Annotated in this window: 19 protein-coding genes; 3 read left to right on the forward strand and 16 right to left on the reverse strand. The window is 73.0% G+C overall.

Going from position 1 to position 21,435, the window contains the following annotated elements:
- A partial coding sequence (locus N866_RS06485) for an MFS transporter (RefSeq protein WP_155855235.1) occupies positions 1 to 646 on the forward strand: 646 nt, incomplete at its 5' end.
- A 38-nt stretch (positions 647 to 684) separates the two neighbouring features.
- Here N866_RS06485 and N866_RS06490 read toward each other — a convergent pair.
- The 3 genes from N866_RS06490 to N866_RS19790 form a co-directional block, all read right to left on the reverse strand.
- Positions 685 to 1,728 carry a LacI family DNA-binding transcriptional regulator gene (locus tag N866_RS06490; RefSeq protein ID WP_034224336.1) on the reverse strand — a complete coding sequence of 348 codons (1,044 nt, stop codon included), beginning with the start codon at positions 1,726 to 1,728 and terminating at the stop codon, positions 685 to 687.
- Positions 1,729 to 1,889: 161 nt separating this feature from the next.
- Positions 1,890 to 3,356 carry an NAD-dependent succinate-semialdehyde dehydrogenase gene (locus N866_RS06495; protein WP_052022487.1) on the reverse strand — a complete coding sequence of 489 codons (1,467 nt, stop codon included), beginning with the start codon at positions 3,354 to 3,356 and terminating at the stop codon, positions 1,890 to 1,892.
- Between the two features lie 87 nt (positions 3,357 to 3,443).
- A complete protein-coding gene (locus tag N866_RS19790) occupies positions 3,444 to 3,887 on the reverse strand; it encodes a RidA family protein (protein ID WP_052022488.1) in 444 nt (147 codons plus the stop codon).
- A 326-nt stretch (positions 3,888 to 4,213) separates the two neighbouring features.
- Between N866_RS19790 and N866_RS06505 the strand changes: the two genes are divergently transcribed.
- The gene (locus N866_RS06505) at positions 4,214 to 5,860 is read left to right on the forward strand and encodes an amidohydrolase (RefSeq protein WP_052022489.1); all 1,647 of its coding nucleotides are present in this window, start codon (positions 4,214 to 4,216) and stop codon (positions 5,858 to 5,860) included.
- On the opposite strand, the gene N866_RS06510 is transcribed toward N866_RS06505, so the two are convergent.
- The 12 genes from N866_RS06510 to N866_RS06565 all read right to left on the reverse strand — a co-directional run bounded on the left by N866_RS06510 (position 5,831) and on the right by N866_RS06565 (position 17,890).
- Complete coding sequence (locus N866_RS06510; RefSeq protein WP_052022490.1) at positions 5,831 to 6,562, reverse strand: cupin domain-containing protein; 732 nt, start codon at positions 6,560 to 6,562, stop codon at positions 5,831 to 5,833. The genes N866_RS06505 and N866_RS06510 overlap by 30 nt on opposite strands.
- 68 nt (positions 6,563 to 6,630) lie before the next feature.
- Positions 6,631 to 7,497, reverse strand: coding sequence for an alpha/beta fold hydrolase (locus N866_RS06515; RefSeq protein WP_052022491.1), 867 nt, complete (start codon positions 7,495 to 7,497; stop codon positions 6,631 to 6,633).
- Between the two features lies 1 nt (position 7,498).
- Positions 7,499 to 8,806 carry a M24 family metallopeptidase gene (locus N866_RS06520; protein WP_081802394.1) on the reverse strand — a complete coding sequence of 436 codons (1,308 nt, stop codon included), beginning with the start codon at positions 8,804 to 8,806 and terminating at the stop codon, positions 7,499 to 7,501.
- 1 nt (position 8,807) lies between these two features.
- On the reverse strand, positions 8,808 to 9,743 hold the full coding sequence (locus N866_RS06525; RefSeq protein ID WP_034224339.1) for an NAD(P)-dependent oxidoreductase: 936 nt from the start codon (positions 9,741 to 9,743) through the stop codon (positions 8,808 to 8,810).
- 105 nt (positions 9,744 to 9,848) lie between these two features.
- Positions 9,849 to 10,565: an ABC transporter ATP-binding protein gene (locus N866_RS06530; RefSeq protein WP_034224342.1), complete on the reverse strand. Its 717-nt coding sequence runs from the start codon at positions 10,563 to 10,565 to the stop codon at positions 9,849 to 9,851.
- Positions 10,562 to 11,356 (reverse strand): ABC transporter ATP-binding protein, encoded by a 795-nt coding sequence (locus N866_RS06535; RefSeq protein WP_034224345.1) that lies wholly within the window; start codon positions 11,354 to 11,356, stop codon positions 10,562 to 10,564. The genes N866_RS06530 and N866_RS06535 overlap by 4 nt, the downstream gene beginning before the upstream one ends.
- A 5-nt stretch (positions 11,357 to 11,361) precedes the next feature.
- On the reverse strand, positions 11,362 to 12,693 hold the full coding sequence (locus tag N866_RS06540) for an ABC transporter substrate-binding protein (RefSeq protein WP_081802395.1): 1,332 nt from the start codon (positions 12,691 to 12,693) through the stop codon (positions 11,362 to 11,364).
- A gap of 43 nt (positions 12,694 to 12,736) precedes the next feature.
- Positions 12,737 to 13,735 carry a branched-chain amino acid ABC transporter permease gene (locus N866_RS06545; RefSeq protein WP_052022492.1) on the reverse strand — a complete coding sequence of 333 codons (999 nt, stop codon included), beginning with the start codon at positions 13,733 to 13,735 and terminating at the stop codon, positions 12,737 to 12,739.
- A complete protein-coding gene (locus N866_RS06550) occupies positions 13,732 to 14,586 on the reverse strand; it encodes a branched-chain amino acid ABC transporter permease (RefSeq protein ID WP_034224350.1) in 855 nt (284 codons plus the stop codon). The genes N866_RS06545 and N866_RS06550 overlap by 4 nt, the downstream gene beginning before the upstream one ends.
- A gap of 263 nt (positions 14,587 to 14,849) precedes the next feature.
- The gene (locus N866_RS06555; RefSeq protein ID WP_034224353.1) at positions 14,850 to 16,235 is read right to left on the reverse strand and encodes a M24 family metallopeptidase; all 1,386 of its coding nucleotides are present in this window, start codon (positions 16,233 to 16,235) and stop codon (positions 14,850 to 14,852) included.
- 57 nt (positions 16,236 to 16,292) lie between these two features.
- Complete coding sequence (locus N866_RS06560; protein WP_034224356.1) at positions 16,293 to 17,000, reverse strand: SDR family NAD(P)-dependent oxidoreductase; 708 nt, start codon at positions 16,998 to 17,000, stop codon at positions 16,293 to 16,295.
- Positions 16,997 to 17,890, reverse strand: coding sequence for a cupin domain-containing protein (locus tag N866_RS06565; protein ID WP_034224359.1), 894 nt, complete (start codon positions 17,888 to 17,890; stop codon positions 16,997 to 16,999). The genes N866_RS06560 and N866_RS06565 overlap by 4 nt, the downstream gene beginning before the upstream one ends.
- 218 nt (positions 17,891 to 18,108) lie before the next feature.
- Between N866_RS06565 and N866_RS19795 the strand changes: the two genes are divergently transcribed.
- A complete protein-coding gene (locus N866_RS19795) occupies positions 18,109 to 19,659 on the forward strand; it encodes a GGDEF domain-containing protein (protein ID WP_052022493.1) in 1,551 nt (516 codons plus the stop codon).
- 59 nt (positions 19,660 to 19,718) lie between these two features.
- On the opposite strand, the gene guaA is transcribed toward N866_RS19795, so the two are convergent.
- Positions 19,719 to 21,311, reverse strand: a complete 1,593-nt coding sequence (gene guaA, locus N866_RS06575) for a glutamine-hydrolyzing GMP synthase (RefSeq protein ID WP_034224362.1) — start codon at positions 21,309 to 21,311, stop codon at positions 19,719 to 19,721.
- Positions 21,312 to 21,435 lie beyond the last annotated feature (124 nt).

Raw genomic sequence — 21,435 nt, forward strand, 5'->3', positions numbered from 1 at the left:
CGTCGTCCTGGTCGTCCTGCTGCGCCGCGTCCCGGAGCCCGCCGGCGACGCGCCCCGGCAGCGCCCCGGGGCCTCCCTCGCGGCGGTCCTGCTGCGGCCGTGGCCCGTCGTCGTCCTGGTGCTCGTCCTGGTCGAGGGCATGGTGCTGGTCGGCGTGCTCACCTACCTCCCGGCGCTGCTGCAGCGGGCGGGGATGAGCGCCACGGGCTCGGGTCTGGTGACCGCCGGGTACGGCGTCGCGGTCCTGCTCGCCGCACCGCTGGTGAAGCGGCTCGCGCGCGCCGGGATGTCCGCCCCGCTCCGCCTCGGCACCGGCGGGGTGCTCGCCACGGCGGCCTACGTCGCGCTGCTGCTCGACCAGGAGTGGGTCGGGGTGCTCGCCGCGTGCGTCCTGCTGGCCGGCGCGTGGGCCTTCATGCACACGGCGCTGCAGAGCTGGATCACCGAGGTCGCTCCCGGCGCGCGGGCCACCGCCGTGAGCCTCTTCGCCTCGGGCCTCTTCCTGGGCGGCGCCGCGTGGACCGCGCTCGGCGCGGCGCCCTTCGCTTCCGGGCGGTTCACCGGCTACCTGGTCGCGGGCGCGGTGCTGTCCGCCGCGCTGGGCGTCGCGGCGACGTGGCTGCACCGGGTCGCCTACCGCGCCTGAGCGATTCCACCCGCGCCTCGGCGGGAGCCGGGCCGCCCCTACCGCGCGGGAGCCTCCGGCACGGGTGCCGTCGACCCCCGGGCGACCAGGTCGACGCCGAGGGAGAGCGTCGTCGTGGCCGAGGCGCCGTCGCGCAGCCACCGCAGCAGGATGCGGCTGCCCTCCGCACCGATGGCGGAGTGCGGGACGTGGACCGTGGTCAGGGGCGGCGACAGCTTGTCGACGAACGGCATGTCGTTGTACCCGACGACGCTCACGTCCTCCGGGCAGCGCAGGCCCCGCTCCTCCAGCACGTCCAGCAGGCCGACGGCGATCTGGTCGTTGCCCGCGATGATCGCCGTCGGACGCGCGCGGTCCAGCAGGAGCCGCCCCGTGCGGGCGCCCTCGCCGACCGAGTACGTCACGCACTCCTCCAGGAGCTCCGGGTCCAGGTCCCCGCCGAGCTCGAGCATGAACTGGCGGAACGCCCGCGCCCGCTCCACGCCGGTGGACATGGTCACCGGCCCGGACAGGTGGCCGATGCGCGTGTGCCCGAGTGCCCGCAGGTGCCGCACCGCCTGCTCCATCCCCCACACGTCGTCGCCCATGACGCACGGCAGCGTGGTCCGGTCGGTGCGCCGGTTGAGCAGCACGGTCGGCACGCCTGCGTCGGCCAGGGCGCGGACGGCGGCGTCCTCGCGCCGCGCCGAGGCGACCAGGAGGCCGTCGACCTGGCGGGAGCGGAGCGTGTCGAACGCCTCGGCCTCCTTCACCGGGTCGTTGTCCGTGTCCGCGATGACCGAGCTGTAGCCCGCCTGCGTGAGCACCGCCGCCGCGCCGCGCACCATGGGCGCGAAGACGGGGTTGGAGAGGTCGGGCACGACGATGCCGACCGTCATCGTCCGGTTCGTCTTCAGCCCGCGCGCGATGGAGTTCGGCCGGTAGGCCAGCGCCTTGGCGGCGGCCTGGACGCGCCGCACCGTCGCCTCGCTGACCAGGCCCTGCGTCAGCGGGTTGAGGGCGCGCGACGCCGTCCCCGGGTGGACGCCCGCCCGCTCGGCGACGTCCTTGAGGGTCGCTCCCGTCGCGACGTCACCGGACACGTGCCCACCCCACCGTGTGGGCACCGTAGGCACTGCGGGCACTGCGGGCACTGCGGGCACTGCGGGCACTGTCGGCACTGCCCAGACGGCCGGCCCTGCCGGCGCCCTCGACGCTGTCGGTCCTCACTGCTCGGCCCCCTCCGGACGTGGCTCGGCTCGGTTCACCAGTCGACGGCAACGTACTTGGACTCGGTGTACTCCAGGAGGCCCTCGTGACCGCCCTCCCGGCCGAGCCCGGACTGCTTGGTGCCGCCGAACGGCGCCGCCGGGTCGGAGACCACGCCGCGGTTGAGCCCCACCATGCCGCAGTCGAGCGCCTCGGCGACACGCAGGCCGCGGGCGAGGTCGCGCGTGAAGACGTACGCGACGAGCCCGTACTCGGTGTTGTTGGCCAGGCGGACGGCCTCCTCGTCGTCGTCGAAGACGACGACCGGGGCGACCGGGCCGAAGATCTCCTCGTCCAGGATCCGCGCCCCGGCCGGCACGTCCGCGAGGACCGTCGCCGGGTAGAAGTACCCCGGTCCGTCGCCGGGCCGTCCGCCGACGAGCACGCGCGCGCCCCGGCCGGCCGCGTCCTGGACGAGCTCGTGCACCTTCTCGACGGCCTCGGCGTTGACCAGCGGGCCGAGCGCGGCGCCGGAGAGCCCGGGCCCGGTGGTCACGTCGGCCATCCGCCGGGCGAGCCGCTCGGTGAACTGCGTCGCGATGCTCCGGTGCACGTACATCCGGTTGGCAGCCGTGCACGCCTCGCCGCCGTTGCGCATCTTCGCGACCATCGCGCCGTCGACGGCGACGTCGAGGTCGGCGTCCTCCAGGACGACGAGGGGCGCGTTGCCGCCGAGCTCCATCGAGCAGGAGACGACCTGGTCGGCGGCGACCTTGAGCAGCGTGCGCCCCACCTCGGTCGAGCCCGTGAAGGACAGCTTGCGCACCCGCGGGTCCGCGAGCACCGCCTGCGCCACCGCGCCGGACCGGCGGGAGGGCAGCACGTTGACGACCCCGGCCGGGACGCCGGCCTCGGCGAGCACCTCGGCGAGCGCGAGCGCCGTCAGGGGCGTCTCGGACGCGGGCTTGAGGATGACCGTGCAGCCGGCGGCAAGGGCTGGTCCGATCTTGCGGGTCGCCATCGCGGCCGGGAAGTTCCACGGCGTGATGAGCAGGGAGATGCCGATGGGCTGGCGGAGCACGACGATCCGGTTGTTCCCGGACGGCGCGGTGCGGACGTCGCCCGCGATGCGCACGGCCTCCTCGGCGTACCACCGGAAGAACTCGGCGGCGTAGGCCACCTCACCGCGGGCGTCGGCGAGCGCCTTGCCGTTCTCGCGGACCATGAGCTCGGCGATCTGCTCGCCCCGGGCTGTCATGAGCTCGAACGCCCGGCGCAGGATCTCCGAGCGCTGCCGTGGCGACGTGGCCGCCCACCCGGCCGCGGCGGCGTCAGCAGCGTCGACGCACCGACGCGCGTCCTCGACGGTCCCGTTCGCGACCTGGGCGATCTCCTCGCCCGTGGCGGGGTCGACGACGGCGAACCGGCCGCCGTCCTCGGCCGCGGTCCAGCGGCCGCCCACGTAGAGGTCGGTGGGGACCCGCAGGCCCGTCACGAGGTCCTCGAGCGTCGTCTGGGTCATCGGTGTGTCCTCGTTCCTCTGCGTCACGGGTCGGTCAGGACGAGGGCACGGCGTTCGTGATCATCGTCCCATGCTGCGGCGCGTCGCTCACTCCGGGGCGACGGCGATCACGGCGATCTCCAGGCGGAGGCCGGGGTCGGTGGCGAGCCGGACGACCTCGACCGACGTGCTCGTCGGGACGTGCCCGCCGAGCCACGCCCCCTGGTGGGCGTTCACGACGTCCTGGTCCTCGGCGACGTGGGTGAAGAAGCGGTCCATCCGGACGATGTCCTGCCGTCGGCAGCCGGCCGCCTCCAGGGCGAGGTCCAGGTGCCGGAACAGCCGATCGACCTGACCCTCGATGCCCGTCGGGACCGCCGCGAACTGCTCGGGGACGTGCGGGTGGTCGTGGTACGGCGGTGCCGCGGTGATGCCGGAGATGTAGACGGTGCGGCCCCCGTGCACGCGGATCGCCGGGACGTAGACCTGCTTGATGTCGGGGCTCCAGCCCTCGTGGTGGATGACCTCGAGGCGCTCGTCCGAGCTGCTCACGGCACGTCCTCCTCCTGCCCGGCTCCGGTCGGCTCCGGCGCGCCGGGGGCGGCCGGGCTGCACCAGCGTCCTTGCTGGCCGTCGGGCGATGCACTCGATTGCTCGTCGCTTGGGGTCCTCACAGTCAATCACGCCGTGAGCGCCACTTGCAATCCTTTGCAGCCCGGCCCGCATCCTGAGCCGCACCCCGGAGCCTGAGAGCACCCGCGCGGGCCCCCTTCCACGCACCGAGCACGCGGTGTTAGCCTGCTTCGCAATCGTTTGTTCACCGTGCGGCCGCCCGGACGACAGCGCTGTCGTCCCCGGCGCGGCGAGGGAGACGTGCCATGACGCAGCAGCAGCCCGACGCCGACCTCGTGCTCCTCGGCGGCCGGATCTCGACGCTCAGCCTCGACCCGGGCACGCCGGCCGAGGTGAGCGCGCTCGCCGTCCGGTCGGGACGGGTCCTCGCCGCGGGCGACGACGACGCGGTCCGGGCGCACGTCGGACCCGCCACCCGGGTCGTCGAGCTCGGCGGGCGGCGCGTCGTGCCCGGTCTCGTCGACTCGCACGTGCACTTCATGCGCGCCGGCCGCACCTGGGACGACGAGGTCCGCTGGGAGAGCATGACCAGCCTCGCGGACGCCCTCGCGGCCGTGGCCGAGCGTGCGGCGGAGCTCCAGCCGGGCGCGTGGATCCGGGTCATCGGAGGCTGGTCCGAGGACCAGTTCGCCGAGCGCCGCGGTCCCACGCGCGCCGAGCTCGACGCCGTCGCGCCGGACAACCCCGTGTTCGTCCAGGCGCTCTACGAGTACGCCGTCTTCAACAGCGCCGGCATCGCCGCGCTCGGACTCGACGAGGCCAGGATCGCCGCCTCCCCCACCCCGGACCAGTTCGAGCGCGACGCGGACGGGTCCTGGAACGGCCGGGGCAACGGCCGGATGGCCCAGCTCTCGTGGTTCTACAACCAGCTCCCGCCGCCGCCCTTCGAGCGGGAGGTCGTCTCGACCGGCCGGCTGTCGCGGGAGTTCGCCCGGCTGGGCCTGGTCGGCGCCATGGACGGCGGTGGCGTCAACTCCGGGCCCGACGTCTACGGCGCGCTCCACGAGGCGTGGCGGCAGGGGCTGCTGCGCACGCGCGTCCGGCTGCTCAAGCACGCCACCCGGCGCGGCACCGAGGCGGAGGACTTCGCCGGGTACGCCCGCTTCGGTGAGCCGCGCTTCGGTGACGGGATGCTGAAGTGGTCCGGGATCGGCGAGATCATCCTGTACCGCAGCCACGACGACCTCGGGAAGCCCGCCGACTTCTCGCCGGAGGCCCTCGCCGAGGCCAAGGAGATCCTGCTCCCCTTCGCGCGCAAGGGCTGGGCCGTCCAGATCCACGTCATGAACCGCGAGTTCCTCGAGGGCCTGCTGGACCTGTTCGAGGAGATCCACGCGGAGGTGCCGATCGACACCCTGCGGTGGTCCCTCATCCACGCCAACGCCGTGACGGCGGCCGACGTCCCCCGCCTGCGCGCGCTCGGCGTCGGCGTCCTGCACCAGGCCCTCCTGCGGTTCAACGGGCAGCAGCTGCTCGACGCCTGGGGTGCGGAGCGGGTCGCCGGGTCCCCGGCCCTGCGCGCGCTCCTCGACGCCGGCATCCCGCTCGGGCTCGGCTCCGACGGCATGCGCGCGTCGTCCTACAACCCGTGGGCGAGCATGCAGCACTTCATCACCGGCCTGACCGTCGGCGGCACGCCCACCCTGCAGGGCAAGAACCTGCTCAGCCGCGAGGAGGCCCTGGCGGGCTACTCCCGGGACACCGCCTGGTTCTCGAGCGAGGAGCACGAGCGGGGACAGCTGGTCCCCGGGTTCCTGGCCGACCTGGCCGTGCTCTCCGAGGACTACTTCGAGGTCCCGATCGAGCGGCTGCCCGCGATCACGTCGGAGCTGACGCTGCTCGGCGGCGACGTGGTGTGGAGCTCAGGCGCCGTCGTGCCCGCCACCGACTGACCCGCCGCCGACCGACCCGGCACCCTCGAGCCGGACCAGCCCGGACCCCACCCGGTCGTCGGTCGAGGCCGGGCGCGGCGAGCCGTTGACGATGTACCAGATGCCCCGCGCCTCCTCGTCGGTGTGGTTGACGTAGAGGTGCGGGCGCATCGAGTCGAAGCAGAACGAGTCCCCCGCGCGCAGGACGTAGGTCTCGGACTCGAGCCGCAGCGTCAGCTCCCCCGACAGCACGTAGCCGTGCTCGACCCCCGCATGCCGGGTCAGGACCTCCCGGCCGGAGCTGGACGCCCGCGGCGCGTACGTCGCGAGGACGCCGTCGACGTGATCGGGGCCGGGCATCACCGCGAGGCCCTGCCACGTCACCCCGTCCCCCATCGTGATGGCCGGCGCCTCCGCGGCACGCTGCACGGGGTGGGCGGACCGGGAGTCCGGGAGCGAGCCGGCGCCGGGCCGGTGGTCGAGGATGTCGTCGACGGACAGGTCGAGGCAGGTCACCACGGCGTAGAGGGTCGTGACGGACGGCTGGACCTTCCCCGTCTCGACCTGCGACAGCAGGCTGGGCGAGACGCCGGCCAGCGCCGCCGTCTCGCGCAGGCTCATCCCCCGCGCCAGACGCGCCTCGCGGATGCGCTGGCCGAGCTTGCCCGTCACGCCGCGCCACTCGCGCCCGCGCGTCGTCGTACCCGGCTCGTCGCCCGCCACGGCCGACCTCCTCGCCTCGTCCTGCGCAGACCTTGCCGCAATGTACCGCCCTGCTGAACAGCCCTCCCTCAGCCGCGCAGGAGCCCCCGCACCAGCGCGGCGACCTCGCCTGGCGCCTCCTCGGGGACGAAGTGGTCCGTGCCGGCGACGACGGCGCCGCGCACGTCCGCGCGCAGGTCGGAGCGCAGGTCGGAGCGCAGGTCGTCGCGCGGGTCCGCGCCCAGGTCGGGGCGCAGGGCCAGGCTCGTCGCGAACGCCGCCTCCGACAGGAACGGGCTCTCTGCGCCCCGCACGAGCAGCGTCGGGACGGTGGTGCCGCGCAGTGCCCCGGTGAGGTCGACGTCCATCGCGGCCAGGGTCTGGTCGACCGCCCACGGCGCGGCGCGGGGGACGAAGCCGCCGTCGACCGCCTCGTACAGGTGGCGCACGCGACGCTCGACGGCGTCCGGGGGAAGTCGCGGGGAGCGGGCGAGGACCGCACGCCGGACGGCGTCCTCGTCGGGGAGCGGGCCTTCTCCCCCGGAGCGCGACTGCCGGAGCCGCTCGAACACCTCCGGCTCGATGCCGGCCGCGTAGTCGATCGCGACGACCGCCCCGATCCGCTCCGGCAGGGCCGATCCCGCGAGGATCGCGTTCCGGGCGCCGAGCGAGTGCCCGACGACGGCGCGCGCCGGGCCGAGCACGTCGAGCACCGCCGCGACGTCGGCGACGTAGTCCTCGGCCGTGTACCCGTGCGCCGGCCTGTCCGAGCGGCCGTGCCCGCGCTGGTCGACCGCGACGCACCGGTACTCCCGGCCGAGGTCCTCCAGCACCGGGTCCCAGACGGCTGCCCCCGCCGTGATCCCGTGGAGGAAGAGCAGCAGCTCGCCCTCCCCCGCGCTGCGCGCGGCCACGGCGAGCCGCGGCGTGCTCAGCACGGAGCCGGTGACGGCCACGTCAGTAGGGGTTGGCGATGAAGAGGTCCTGCGCCGGGAACCTGGTGAGGACCTCGATGCCGTAGTCCGTCACGACGACCTCCTCCTCGATGCGGGCCGCCGAGATGCCGTCGGAGGCGGGGCAGTACGTCTCCATCGCGAAGACCATGCCCGCCCGCAGCTCGACCGGGTCCTTCATCGAGTTCAGGCGCGAGATGATCGGCCGCTCGTGCAGCCCCAGCCCGAGCCCGTGGGCGAACTGCAGCCCGAAGGCGGCGAGCTCGTTGTCGAAGCCGAAGTCCTGCGCCCGGGGCAGCACGGCCGCGACCTCGTCCGAGCCGACGCCGGGGCGCAGGGCGTCGAGCGCCACGTCCATCCACTCCCGGGCCTGCGTGTAGGCGTCGCGCTGGCTCTGCGTCGCCCAGCCGACCCCGAAGGTGCGGTAGTAGCAGGTCCGGTAGCCGTTGTAGGAGTGGATGATGTCGAAGAAGGCCTGGTCACCGGGCCGGATGATGCGGTCGGTGAAGTTGTGCGGGTGGGGGTTGCACCGCTCGCCGGAGATCGCGTTGATCGCCTCGACCTGGTCCGAGCCGTACTCGTAGAGCCGCTTGTTCGCCAGCGCCACGATCTCGTTCTCCCGCACCCCGGGCCGCAGCGCGTCGACGATGTCCTGGTAGACGCCGTCCACCATGGCGGCCGCCTGGTTGAGCAGCATGATCTCGTCGACGTTCTTGATGACCCGCGCGTCGAGCATCGACTGCTGGGCGTCCGCGATGCGGATCCCCTGCCGCTGGAGCTCGAAGAGGAAGGGCGGCTCGACGATGTCCAGGCCGAGCGGCGCGTCCGCGAGGCCCTCCTCGGCCAGGATCCCCCGGATCTCCGTGACGGCGTCCTTCATGAGGTCCGCGCCGCCCTCCGGGGCGACCGCGCCCCGGAAGCCGAGGAAGCCCGGCCGGTGGTTCTCCTGCGGCATCCAGTCCGAGTACATCCGGTGGTGCCGGACGGCGGACCCGAAGTCCCACAGGATCGGGTCACGCCCGGGCAGCAGCAGCGCGTAGCGGATCATCTTGTCGCCGAGCGCCCCGCCGATCCACGTCTGGGTCGTGTACCGGATGTTGTAGAAGTCGAAGAGCAGGAAGGCGCCGCACCCGCTCGCCTCGAGCGCGGCGTGCGCCCGGCTCAGCCGGTAGCGCCGCAGCCGCTCGAAGTCGACGCGGTGCTCGTAGTCGACGGCGACCTGACCGGGCGCGCCCAGCGGACGCACCCCGGGCGGGCGGGCGCTGGGGCGCTCGAACGCGCGCTCCCCGCCCGGACCGTGGCGGTGGGTCATGTCACTCGGCCTCGAGGCCGTCGCTGACGTCGGCGTCCTCCGGCTGGATGTCCAGACCGGACCCGCGGGCGACGGTGAGGATGAGCGACGCGAAGTCCTGCTGGGTGTTGCCGTTGCCGACCTCCTGCGCGACGAGGTTGCGCGTCACCGAGGCGACCGGCATGACGACGCCGGACCGTGCCGCGGCCTTGAGCCCGAGGTCGAAGTCCTTCTGCAGCAGGACCGGGGTGAAGGTCGGCGTGAAGTCGAGGTGGACCAGGGCCGGCGTCTTGTACTGGGTGAACACCGATCCCATGACGGAGTCGTTGAGGAAGGCGAGGAAGTCGGCCCGCTTCACGCCGGCACCCTCGACCAGGACGGTGACCTCGGCCATCGACTGGACGACGACGCCGAGGAAGACGTTGTGGGCGATCTTGACGATGCGCGCCAGCTCGCCCTCGCCGACGTACGTCACGCCCCGGCCCCACGTCCGCAGCAGCGGCTCCGCCTCGTCGAACGCCGCCCGCGGACCGGACGCGGCGACCGTCAGCTTGCCCGCGGCGATGACGGCGGGGTTGCCGGACACCGGCGTCGCCAGGAAGCCGACGCCGCGCGATTCGGCGGCGGCGCGCACGACCTCGCTGGCCTCCACCGACACCGTCGAGGCGTCCCCGACGAGGCGCGGCGCGTGGTCGGGGTCGGTCAGCAGGCCGCCCTCACCGAGCATGACGTCCTGCAGGTCCTTGTCCGCCGAGACCATGGAGAAGACGACGTCGCGCGTGGCCAGCTCGACCGGACGGTCGACGAGCGTCGCGCCGGACGCCGTCAGCGGCTCCGCCTTGGCCTTGGTGCGGTTGTAGACCGCCACGTCGTAGCCGGCGTCGAGCAGGCGCTTGGCCAGCTGGAACCCCATGCGGCCCGCACCGATCCACCCGACGGTGGGCTTCGTGTCACTCATTGCTGCTCCTTGTTCGGACGGACGCTGCTCCGTCGGGCGGTCGATGTGCCGTCGTGGACCACCCCGGTCGCCGTGCTGGACGGCCGGGTCGCGGGCACACGGTCGTCAGATGCCGAGGTACTGCTCCAGCGGGGAGGTGTCGGCACGCAGCTGGGCGGCGGTGCCGGTCCACGTGCTGCGGCCGGTGTCGTCGATGATCACCACGTGCTCGGCGATGTCGAGGGCGAGGTCGACGTTCTGCTCGGCGAGCAGGATCGACAGACCCGAGGAGCGCAGCTCCGCCAGGCGGTCCTGGATGATGTCGAGGATGGCCGGGGCCAGGCCCTCGCTCGGCTCGTCCATGATCAGCAGACGAGGGTTCGTCATGAGGGCCCGGCCGATCGCGAGCATCTGCTGCTCCCCGCCGGACAACGAGCGGGCCATCTGCTTCGAGCGGTCCGCCAGACGCGGGAAGAACTCGAAGACCCGCTCGACGGTCCACGGCTCGCCCGCCGACGCCGCCCTGCGCCGGGGGACCACCGTGAGGTTCTCGGTGGTGGTCAGCGAGCCGAAGACGCGTCGGCCCTGCGGGACGAGGGCGATCCCCACCCGGGAGATCTGGAAGGGCGCCTTGCGGGTGATGTCCTCCCCGCCGAAGACGATGGAGCCCCGCGCCACCGTCGGCGGCCGCAGCCCGCAGATCGAGCGCACGAGCGTCGTCTTGCCCATGCCGTTGCGCCCGAGCAGGGCGACGGACTGCCCGTCGCCGACCGTGAGGTCGACGCCGTGCAGGACAGCGGCCGTCGCGTAGCCGACGTGCAGGTCCGAGACCTCGAGAGTCACTTCTTGTCACGCCTTCCGAGGTAGATGGCCTTGACCGTCTCGTTGTCCCGGACCTCCTGGGGGGTGCCCGTGACGACGTGCCGGCCGTTCTCCATGCACATGACCCGGTCTGTCAGACCGAGGGCGAGGGACATGTCGTGCTCGATGAGCAGGATGGGCAGGGTCCGCGGCAGCTCCTCGATGAGCCGCCGCAGCGTCGAGCGCTCCACGGCCGACAGGCCCGCGGCGGGCTCGTCGAGCAGGAGGATCTCCGGCTCGGTGACGAGCGCCATCGCGATCTCGAGCTGGCGCTGCTCGCCGTGGGACAGGTCGGCGACGGTGTCCTGCGCCCGCCGGCTGAGGCCGACCGACTCCAGCGAGGCGAGGGCGCGCTGCGAGATCTCGTCCTTCGGGCGTTGCGGCCGCCAGAAGACCCGGGCCCGCGGCGTGCCGCCGCGAGCGGCGACCCGGACGTTGTCGAGGACCGTCATGTCCCGGAACAGGTTCGACACCTGGAAGGTCCGGCCCAGCCCGAGGCGGGCACGGCGTGCCGTGCCCACCCGGGTGACGTCCTGACCGAAGAGCTCGACCGTGCCTGCCGTGGGCAGCTCGTCCCCCGCCAGGAGCTTGAAGAGCGTCGTCTTGCCCGCCCCGTTCGGACCGATGACGCCGATGCGCTCACCGGGCGCCATCGTCAGCGAGATGCCGTCGACCGCCTGCACGCCGCCGAAGCGCTTGCCGACCGCGTCGGCGACGAGGACGGGGGCTCCGGGCCCTCGCGGGCCCGGAGCCGTCCTGACCGCTGCAGCCATGACTGCTAGCCCTGGAACTGCTGGGAGTAGTTCGGACGGGCCATCGCCTCTTCGGGGTCCATGCCGAGCCACTGGTCGACCGCGTCGAACGTCTCGATCGGCACGTTGAGGAGCTGGCCGTCGACCTCCTGGACCTCCCGGATGTAGACCGGGCTGACCGGGTTGTTGTACTCGTCGAAGACGGTCTTGCCGAGGATCGAGTCCTCGAACGTGGTGGCCGAGATCGCGGCGACGAGCTCGTCACCGGTCACGAGGCCGTTCTCCGCGAGCACCTGGGCGACCTGGCTGGCGGTGACGTACCCGCCCGCGACGTTGAGCGAGGGGATCTTGCCGTCGTAGCGCTCGGCGTACGCCGCGTTGAACTCCGCCACCTCGGGGGCGTCGCGACCCTCGGCCCAGTTGCTGACCGAGTGGATGCCCAGCACCTCGGTACCCATCGCGCGCAGGGTCGCCTGGTCCATGGAGCAGCAGTTCATCAGGAGCGGCTGCGTGTCCTTGAGGCCGAGGCCGAGGAAGCTGCGCATGAAGTCCGGTCCGGGCGCACCGCCCGCCGTGGCGACGTACGCGATGTCGGCGCCCGCGGACTGGAGCTGGGAGACGTAGGTGCTGAAGTCCGACGTGCCGTTGGGGTACCAGAACTGGGCGGTCACCTCGCCGCCGTTCTGCTCGAAGCCCTGCTTGAAGCCGGCGCAGGACTCCCACCCGAAGGCGTAGTCCGGGCAGAGCGTGACGGCCGTCTCGTGCCCCTGGTCCGCGGCCCAGACCCCGCCGGGGTAGTTCGCCTGCGAGCCCGACATCGAGCCGGAGCGCACGGTGAAGTCGTTCGCGGCGCGCTGCGTCAGGTCGTCGGCGGCAGCGACCGGGTGCAGGTTGGGGACGCCGACCGACGAGGTGTACTCCGCGACGGCGAGCGCCGTGTTGGCGAGCAGCGGGCCGACCACGACGTCGACCTGGTCGGACTCGACGAGCTTGCGGGCCTTCGTCAGCGAGATCTCCGGGTTGCCCGCGTCGTCCTCGACGATGGTCTCGACCGTGACCCCGTTCACCTCGTTGCCGTTGATCTCCCAGTACAGGTTCCAGCCGTCGACCATCTCCTGGCCGGCGACGGCGAAGTTGCCCGTGATCGGTGAGATGTAGCCGACCTTGAGGGTGCCCTCGGCCTGGGCGGGCGCCTCGTCACCCGTCTCGTCGTCGGACGCGCCGGCGGTCTCGGCGGGCGGCTCGGTGGGGTCCTCGGAGCTGGCGGGGGCACAGGCGGTGAGCGCGAGCGCGGCCACCACCCCGAGGCTCAGGGCGGCGCTCCACCGCGGAAGAGTCAACATCGTTGTCGACCTCATGGCAGTTCCTCTCGTGTCGTGCAGGGGACGGGTCAGGGGATGGTCAGGGGATGGTGGTGGTCGTGGTGAGCCCGGCAGGCTCCGCGGTGTCGGGCTCGCCGGCGTCGGTGCCCCGCCGCCGACGGCGCAGCACCTTCGCGGCGCTCCCGACGAGGCCTGCTCGGGCGAACAGGATCGTGAGGATGAAGATGAGGCCGAGGACGGTCGGCCACCGCTCGACGGAGTTGGAGACGACGTTCTCGACGAGGATGACGATGGCGGCTCCGACGAGCGGGCCCAGCGTGGTGCCGAGGCCGCCGAGGAGCACCATGACGATGAGGAGCACGGACCGGCCGAGCTCCGTCGCGGACGGGCTGACGAAGTGCGTGTGCCACACGGCGAGGAGACCGGCCAGGCTGGCGATCGTCCCCGAGATCATGAACGCGCCCAGCTTGTAGGCCGGGACGTAGTAGCCGAGGCTGCGCATGCGGCTCTCGGAGTCGCGGATGCCCCGCAGCGTGGCGCCGAACGGGGACCGGCTGACGACCCACAGCGCAGCGGTCGTCACGGCGAAGCAGCCGACGAGGAACAGGTAGAACGCCCACGGCTCGGCGAGCACCTCGGGCCGCTCGATGCCGGTGATGCCGTTCTCCCCGCGCGTGACGCTCGACAGGCGGTAGGCCAGCCCGAAGACCACCATGCCCAGGGCCAGGGTCACCATGAGGAAGTAGATGCCGTTCGTGCGCATCGACAGCACGCCGTAGACGGTCGTGACGAGGATGCCCACGACCATCGCCAGCGCGATCTGCGTCGCCATCGAGTGCCCCTGCAGCGAGGCCCAGCCGGCGCCGTACGCCGCTGCCCCGGCGATGGCGCCGTGGCCGAGGGAGGCCATCCCGCCGTCGGCGGCGAGGAAGTTCACCGTGGACGCGAGGATCGCCGCGATGAGGACCGTCGAGGCGATGGAGACCTGGTACCCGGAGGTGCCGAGGTAGGGGTACGAGGCGAGGGCGAGGAGCAGCAGCGCCATCGCGCCGAGGCCGACCTTCCGGTCGCGGGTCATGTGGCCCTCCCGAAGAGACCGGACGGACGGAAGACGAGGACGAGCGCCATCGGGGCGAAGATCGTGAAGTACGCGAGCTCCGGGATCCACGCCTTGGCGAAGGCGTCGATGAGGCCGATGAGGACGGCGCCCACCGCCGCGCCCTTGATGGAGCCGAGACCCCCCAGGATGATCACGACGAGGGCGTACATGAGCACCTCGTTCTGGATGCCCGGCCGCACGCTGATGACCCCGGAGCCGATCGTCCCCGAGAGGGCGGCGAGCGCACCGCCGACCACGAACATCCCGGTGAACACCCACCCGATGTTGACCCCCATCGCGGAGATGGTCTCCCGGTCGTCGACGCCGGCCCGGACGATCGCCCCGACCCGCGTCTTCGTCTGGACCAGAGCCAGAGCGATCCCGATGACGACGGCGACGCCGATGACGAAGATCCGGTACCAGGGGTAGATGAGCCCACCGATCGACATGGCGCCCTGGATGGAGGCGGCGGCGGGGAGTGTCTTGGGGTCGCCGCCGAAGATCGCGAGGCACAGGTCGGCGACGACGAACATGACGCCGATCGTCAGGAGGACCTCGGGCATCTCCTGCCCGCGCACGAAGCGGAGCAGGCCCACCTCGACGACGAACGCCGTCACCCCGACGGCGATCATCGCGACGACGACGGCCAGCAGGAGGTTGCCGGTGAGGGTCGCGATGACGAGGCCGATGTACCCGCCGAGCATGTAGAAGGCGCCGTGCGCGAGGTTGACGATGCGCTGCAGTCCGAAGACGAGCGTCAGACCGCTCGCCAGCAGGAACAGCAGGGCGCCGAAGCTCAGCCCGTTGAGCGCCTGTTGCGCTAGGAACACTGGTTCGAACACCGGGGTCCAGACCTCCACATCATCGGGGAGTCTCGGTGGGGCAGCCCCACCATGTCGTCTACGGTACGCAACCGATTGCATTGCTGGCAAGGGTGACTTCTGAGCGTCAACCAGGCCTCAGGGACCCGGATTCTCTCTCCTGGGGACCCCGCCGTTCTGCAAACGAGTGCCAATGGTCGACGGACGGGCTTCCCCCGCGGGAGAGCCCTCCGTCGGACCGGACGACCGGTCGCGCGGTGACGCGCGTCCGGTCAGGCCGTCTCGCCGCGTCCCGCGGCGGTGTTGAGGTGGGACTGGGAGTCGCGGACGCCCGGCAACGGGCCGTCCACCGTGAAGTAGCGGCCGCCACCGGCGACGAGCAGGTCCTCGGCGGGGAACTTCGTGATGACCTCGCACCCGTCGGCGGTGACGACGAGCTCCTCCTCGATGCGCGCCGCACCCCAGCCGTCGGCCGCCGGCCAGTAGGTCTCGAGGGCGAAGACCATGCCCTCCTGCAGCACCTCGGGGTGGTCCAGCGACGTCAGCCTCGAGAAGATCGGCTTCTCCCAGATCGACAGGCCCACGCCGTGGCCGTACTGCAGGGCGAAGGCGGCCTCCTCGTCCGCGAAGCCGAACTCCTGGGCCTTCGGCCACAGGCTCACGACGTCGGCCGTGGTCGCCCCCGGCCGCACCGCCGCGATGGCGACGTCCATGTACTCCCGCGCCCGCTTGTACGCGTCGACCTGCGCGCGGCTGGCGGAGCCGACCGCGAACGTGCGGTAGTAGCAGGTCCGGTAGCCGTTGAAGCTGTGCAGGATGTCGAAGAAGGCGGGGTCCCCCGGCCTCACGGCGCGGTCGGAGTAGACGTGCGGGTGCGGCGCGCAGCGCTCCCCGGAGATCGCGTTGACGCCCTCGACGTACTCCGAGCCCTGGTCGTACAGGACCTTGGAGACCAGGCCGACGCACTCGTTCTCCCGGACGCCCGGACGCAGGAACTCGTACAGCCGGTCGTACGCGGCGTCCACCATGGAGGCCGCCGTCGTCAGCAGCGTGATCTCGTCAGCGGTCTTGATCCGCCGGGCCTCCAGGAACACCTGCTGGCCGTCGACGACCTGGATGCCCTCGGCCTGGAGGGCGAAGAGGACCGGTAGCTCGACGAGGTCGACGCCGAGCGGCTCGTTCGCCAGGCCGAACTTCTCCAGCTCCCGCTTGACCTTGCGCGCCACCTCCTCGGCGATGCCGGCCGCCGGCGGGAACGCCCCGCGCAGCGTCGAGATGCCCGCCCGGGCACCGGACTCGGCCCGCGGACGGGTCGCGCCGTGGTGCGGGGCGTGGGGGTCGGCGTCGGCCTCGAGGTGGGTCTCGTGGAGCCACGGGTTGAGGAGGTGGTGGTGCTTGGCGGCCGACCCGAAGTCCCAGACGATCGGGTCCGAGTGGCGCGTGATGAGGCAGAAGCGGATGAGCTTGTCCATCGCCCACGTCCCGATGTGGGTCGCCGAGGCGTAGCGGATGTTGCCGAAGTCGAACGCCAGGAGCGCGCCGACCTCCGACTGCTCGAGCTGGGCGCGCAGCCGGGCGAGCCGCTCCTCGCGCAGCCGGCCGAAGTCGACCCGGGCCTCCCAGTCGACGCCCATGTTCCCGCGTGTGGCGACAGCCATCTCGTCCTCCTCGTCGGTCGTTGCTCGTGGCTCTGTCCGGCCGGGGCCGGGGTCGCGTCAGGTGATCCGCCACCCGCGGTCGACGAAGAGCGAGTGCGCCGACACACCGCGGTTGAACAGCAGGAACTTGGTCGCGTCGACGACGTCGTCGACCGTGGCGAGCTTGCCGCCGGGGGTCCGGCTCTCGTACAGGTCGAGGACGCCCGCCGGCTTGGCCGCCCAGAACGGGGAGTCGCCGATGATCCCCGGGTGCAGCGAGTTGACCCGGATCGGGGCCAGCTCGAGCGCGAGGGTGTTCATGATCCCGTCGATGCCGCCGTTGATCGTCGAGACGGTCGTCGAGCCGGGGTAGGGCGCGTCCTTGGCGCGGCCGCCGAACAGGACGATGCCCGTGTCGACGGAGGGCTCGAGCCGGTCCAGGAGCGTGTGGACCACCTCGGTGTAGCCGATGAGCTTGAGGGTGACGAGCCGGCGTGCCCGGGCGATGTCGTACTCCCGGATCGTGTTCGCGTCGCGCTCGATCGCGCCGAGCACGAGGCCGTCGACCCGGCCCACGCCCGCGAGCGCGGCGGCGATGGACTCGGGCTCGGAGATGTCGACCGCCACCCCGCTGGCGCGCTCGCCCAGCTGAGCGGCGACCTGGTCGGCCGTCTCGGCGCTGCGGCTGGTGACGATGACGCGGTCGCCGCCCGCGACGAGGTCCTCCGCGAGCGCCAGGCCGATGCCCGAGGACCCTCCGACGATGAGAATGGTGCGGTCGCTCACAGCTCTTCCTCCAGTCGTTCGGTCAGGTAGTCCCAGTCGCGCACGAAGCGGTACGCGTGGCGGGGAGGCATCTGCGGCGCCTGCGTCTCGAGCCACCGCACCTCCGCACCGGTCGCGGCGAAGGAGTGCACGCAGCCGACGGCGGCCCAGGCGATGTCGCCGGTCTGCAGGAGGAACTCCTGGCCGTCGAAGGTCGCCAGCACCTCGCCCTCGGTGACGAGGTAGGCCTCCTCGAGCGGGTGGTCGTGCGGCCCGGCCTTGCCGTCGGGCTCGTACTGGACCATGAACATCGTGCCGAGCGTCGCGCCGAGGTCGGAGTCGACCATCATCTTCAGCGAGATCCCGGAGTAGACGAGCAGCGCGGTCCGCATGGACGCCGAGACCGCGAGGAGCTCCTGGGACTGCCGGCCGGGCACCATGTGGTCCGCGGTGATCGTGCCGAAGGACCGCGTCCGCGGGTCCCGCGGGTCCACCGCGACGGGCGCCATCTCCGGCAGCTCGGGCACACGGTAGGTGTCGGAGCCGTGGCGCGCCCGGGCCGGCGGCGTGAACAGGTCGCTCCACTCCGCGGCCTCGTCGCCGACGGCGCGCCACGCGTGGGGCACGCCGATCGGGATGACGCCGTAGTCCCCCGCGACCAGGCGGACGGTCGCCTCGGGGGTGGCCAGGACGACCTCGCCGCGCAGGACGTGGAAGCTCTCCTCGAAGGAGTGCACGTGGGTCGCGGTCCGCCCCCCCGGCTCGAGCCGGGAGATGCCGAAGTCGGTGTGCGCCGCCCCGTCGTCCTCCCCGACCGCCCGCCACCGGGTGAGCCCGACGGCACCGGGGGCGAGCGGGCCCGGGTCGCGGTAGTCCGCCTCGGTCCCGCGTCTGACGACGAACCTGGCCATGCCGGCTCCTTGACGCTCGAAGGCCGCAGCACCCGTGAGGAGCCACGTCGCTCCTCGGCTGTTCAGCCTCACTGAACACTAGTTGAGCCACCGTCGCGCCGGTTGTCAAGGGTCGGCGCAATCGAGTGCAGCCGAACGGGTGCGTCGGTGCGCGCTCCCGGCGACGTGTCGTGCCCCGAGAAGTCTCCCGAACGCCGTGTCCGCGCCGATCAGCCCCCGTGACCACCTCCGGCGCGCCGACCCCCGCCGGGGCGGCACCCCGCCCCGCCGCGTCCCGCCTCGGGGTGGACCTGCGTTTCCTGGCCCTCAGCCTGGCCGTGGTCCTCGTGCACGCCGCCGGGCTCGAGCCGATCCGCGACTCCCTCATGCTCCTGACCAGCGCCGGCGTCACCGTGCGCGTCGTCGCGATGCTCGTGCGGCGGCAGCTCGCCGTGCCCCGCCCGTGGTGGTGGGTCGCGGCGGGCGTCGGGCTGCTCACCGTCAACAACGCGGTGTGGTTCGTCCAGGTGGACCTGGGCGGCGCGGCGACCGCGTCCGGGTTCGTGCCCCTCCTGGCCCTGCCGCTCGGCTACGTGTGCCTCCTGGTCGGCAGCGTCGCGCTCATCGTGCCGACGGCTCGGCGGGACTTCGGCGGGGTGCTCGACGCGGCGCTCATCGCGGTCGGCGGCGCGATCGTCCTGTGGACGCTCTGGCTGTACCCCGCGCTGGAGGCGCGGGACGTGGCGATCGGCGTCCGGGCGTACGACCTCATCGTCATCCTCGTCGTCAGCGGGATCACGGGCGCCGTCGTGCGCGCGATCGCGTCCGCCCGGGAGGCGCGGGCGTCGCTGTCGTACATCCTGGTCGCGGTGCTGTGCACCCTCGCGGGGAACGCGGCCGCCGTCGTCACGACGGACCCGGTCACCGGGACGACGCCCGCGTGGCTCGGGGTGCTCTGGGTCGTCGGGTACATCGCTCTCGCCGCCGCGGCCGCGCACCCGTCCAGCGCCGCCCTGGCCGCGCCGGGCCGTCCGTGGGAGGGGCGGCTGACCACGCGCCGCCTCGTGTACCTCGGGCTCGCGCTGGCCGCGAACCCGCTCGTCGCCGCCGCGCGGGAGCTCAGCGGGGGCGAGGCGGACTGGCTGCTCCTCAGCCTCGGCTCCCTCGTGCTCGTCCCGCTGGTGCTCCTTCGGGTGTGGCAGCTCGCCCGCCTGCACGCCGACGCGGAGCGGCGACTCGCCCACCTCGCCGACCACGACCCCCTCACCGGCCTGCCGAACCGCCGGGCGCTGGAGCGTCACCTGGACCGGCTCGGGGAGCGGGTGGCGCTGGCGGAGGCGCCGGGGGCGGTCGTCGTCTTCGTGGACCTCGACGACTTCAAGACGGTCAACGACACGCACGGTCACGCCGTCGGCGACGGGCTCCTCGCGGAGGTCGCGGCGCGGCTGAGGGCCTGCGCTCGCAGCGACGGCAAGGACCTCGTGGCGCGGTTCGCCGGCGACGAGTTCGTGCTCGTCCTCGAGGGCGAACCCGACGGCCTCGCCGCGACGGCCGTCCGCCGCGTCCACGAGGCGTTCGGCGCCCCGGTCCGCGTCGGCCCGCACGTGCTCCCGGTGGGGGGCAGCGTCGGGGTGGCGACCGTGGCGCGGGGCGAGCAGACGTGCACCGAGGACCTGCTGGGGGCCGCCGACGCCGGCATGTACGAGCGCAAGCGTCTCCGGCGGGCCGCCCGCTGCGCCCCCGACGACGCCCTCACCACGACGGCGACCTCAGGGCCGTCCGAGGCCTGACGGCCCGACCTGGGCCGGGCCGGCCGGGTCGGGCCGGCCCGGCCGGCGTCAGCGCCCGCTCACTCCCACTCGATCGTGCCCGGCGGCTTGCTCGTCACGTCGAGGACGACGCGGTTGACCTCGGGCACCTCGTTGGTGATCCGGGTGGAGAGCCGCGCCAGCACCTCGTAGGGCACGCGCGCCCAGTCCGCCGTCATGGCGTCCTCGCTCGTCACGGGACGCAGGACCACCGGGTGCCCGTACGTGCGGCCGTCGCCCTGGACGCCCACCGAGCGGACGTCGGCGAGGAGGACGACGGGGCACTGCCACACCGTCCGGTCCAGGCCGGCACGGGTCAGCTCCTCGCGGGCGATCGCGTCGGCCGCACGCAGCAGGTCGAGGCGCTCGCCGGTCACCTCGCCGATGATCCGGATGCCCAGGCCGGGGCCGGGGAACGGCTGGCGCCACACGATCGCGTCCGGCAGGCCCAGCTCGAGGCCGACGGCCCGCACCTCGTCCTTGAACAGCGTCCGCAGCGGCTCGACGAGCTCGAACTGCAGGTCGTCGGGCAGCCCGCCGACGTTGTGGTGGCTCTTGATGTTGGCCGCACCCTCGCCGCCGCCGGACTCCACGACGTCGGGGTACAGGGTCCCCTGGACGAGGAATCGGACCTCCTCGCCGTGCGCGCCGCTCTCGGCGACGACCTCGCGGGCGGCCTGCTCGAACACGCGGATGAACTCGCGGCCGATGATCTTCCGCTTCTCCTCGGGGTCCGTCACTCCGGCGAGCGCCCCGAGGAACTGCTCCCGCGCGTCGACGACCTTGAGGACCACGCCGGTCGCGGCGACGAAGTCGCGCTCCACCTGCTCCGGCTCGCCCTGGCGCAGCAGGCCGTGGTCGACGAACACGCAGGTGAGCTGGTCGCCGACGGCGCGCTGCACGAGGGCGGCGGCGACGGCGGAGTCCACGCCGCCCGACAGCGCGCAGATGACGCGCCCGTCACCGACCTGGGCGCGGATCCGGTCGACCTGCTCGGCCACGACGTTGCCCGGCGTCCAGTCCGGGCGCAGGCCCGCGCCCCGGTAGAGGAAGTTCTCCAGGGCGTGCTGCCCCAGAGGGGAGTGCTTGACCTCGGGGTGCCACTGCATCCCGAAGAGCCGCCGGTCCCGGTCCTCGAACGCGGCGACGGGCGAGCCGGCCGACGTCGCGAGCACGTGGAAGCCGTCGGGGGCCTCGTGGACGGCGTCGCCGTGGCTCATCCACACGGACTGCTCGGTGGGCGATCCGGTGAGCAGGACGCCGGACTCGGGCACCTCGACGTGCGTGCCGCCGTACTCCCGCTGGCCGGTCTGCGCGACGGTGCCACCGAGCGCCTGCGCCATGGCCTGGAAGCCGTAGCAGATGCCGAGCACCGGCACGCCCGCGTCGAAGAGCGACGGGTCGACGGTCGGGGCCCCGTCCGCGTACACGCTGGAGGGCCCCCCGGAGAGGATCACGGCCGCCGGGTCGCGCTCGAGGATCTGCTCCGTCGTCCACGTGTGCGGGACGACCTCGGAGTACACGTTCGCCTCGCGCACGCGCCGGGCGATGAGCTGCGCGTACTGGGCCCCGAAGTCGACGACGAGGACGGGCCGGGCGTCGGTGCCACCGGACTGCGGCTGGGTGTCGGTCACCCCTGGAGTCTAGTGAGGCCGACGACGGCGCCCGGGGGCCGTCCAGCGCGGGGGGCCGGCCGTCGTCCCCGCCGTCGGGACGGTCAGGCGGGGCTGGGCGGTGCGGACGGGCCGCGGCGCCGGG

This window comes from Actinotalea ferrariae CF5-4 (genome assembly GCF_000603945.1).
Taxonomy (GTDB): Bacteria; Actinomycetota; Actinomycetes; order Actinomycetales; family Cellulomonadaceae; genus Actinotalea; species Actinotalea ferrariae.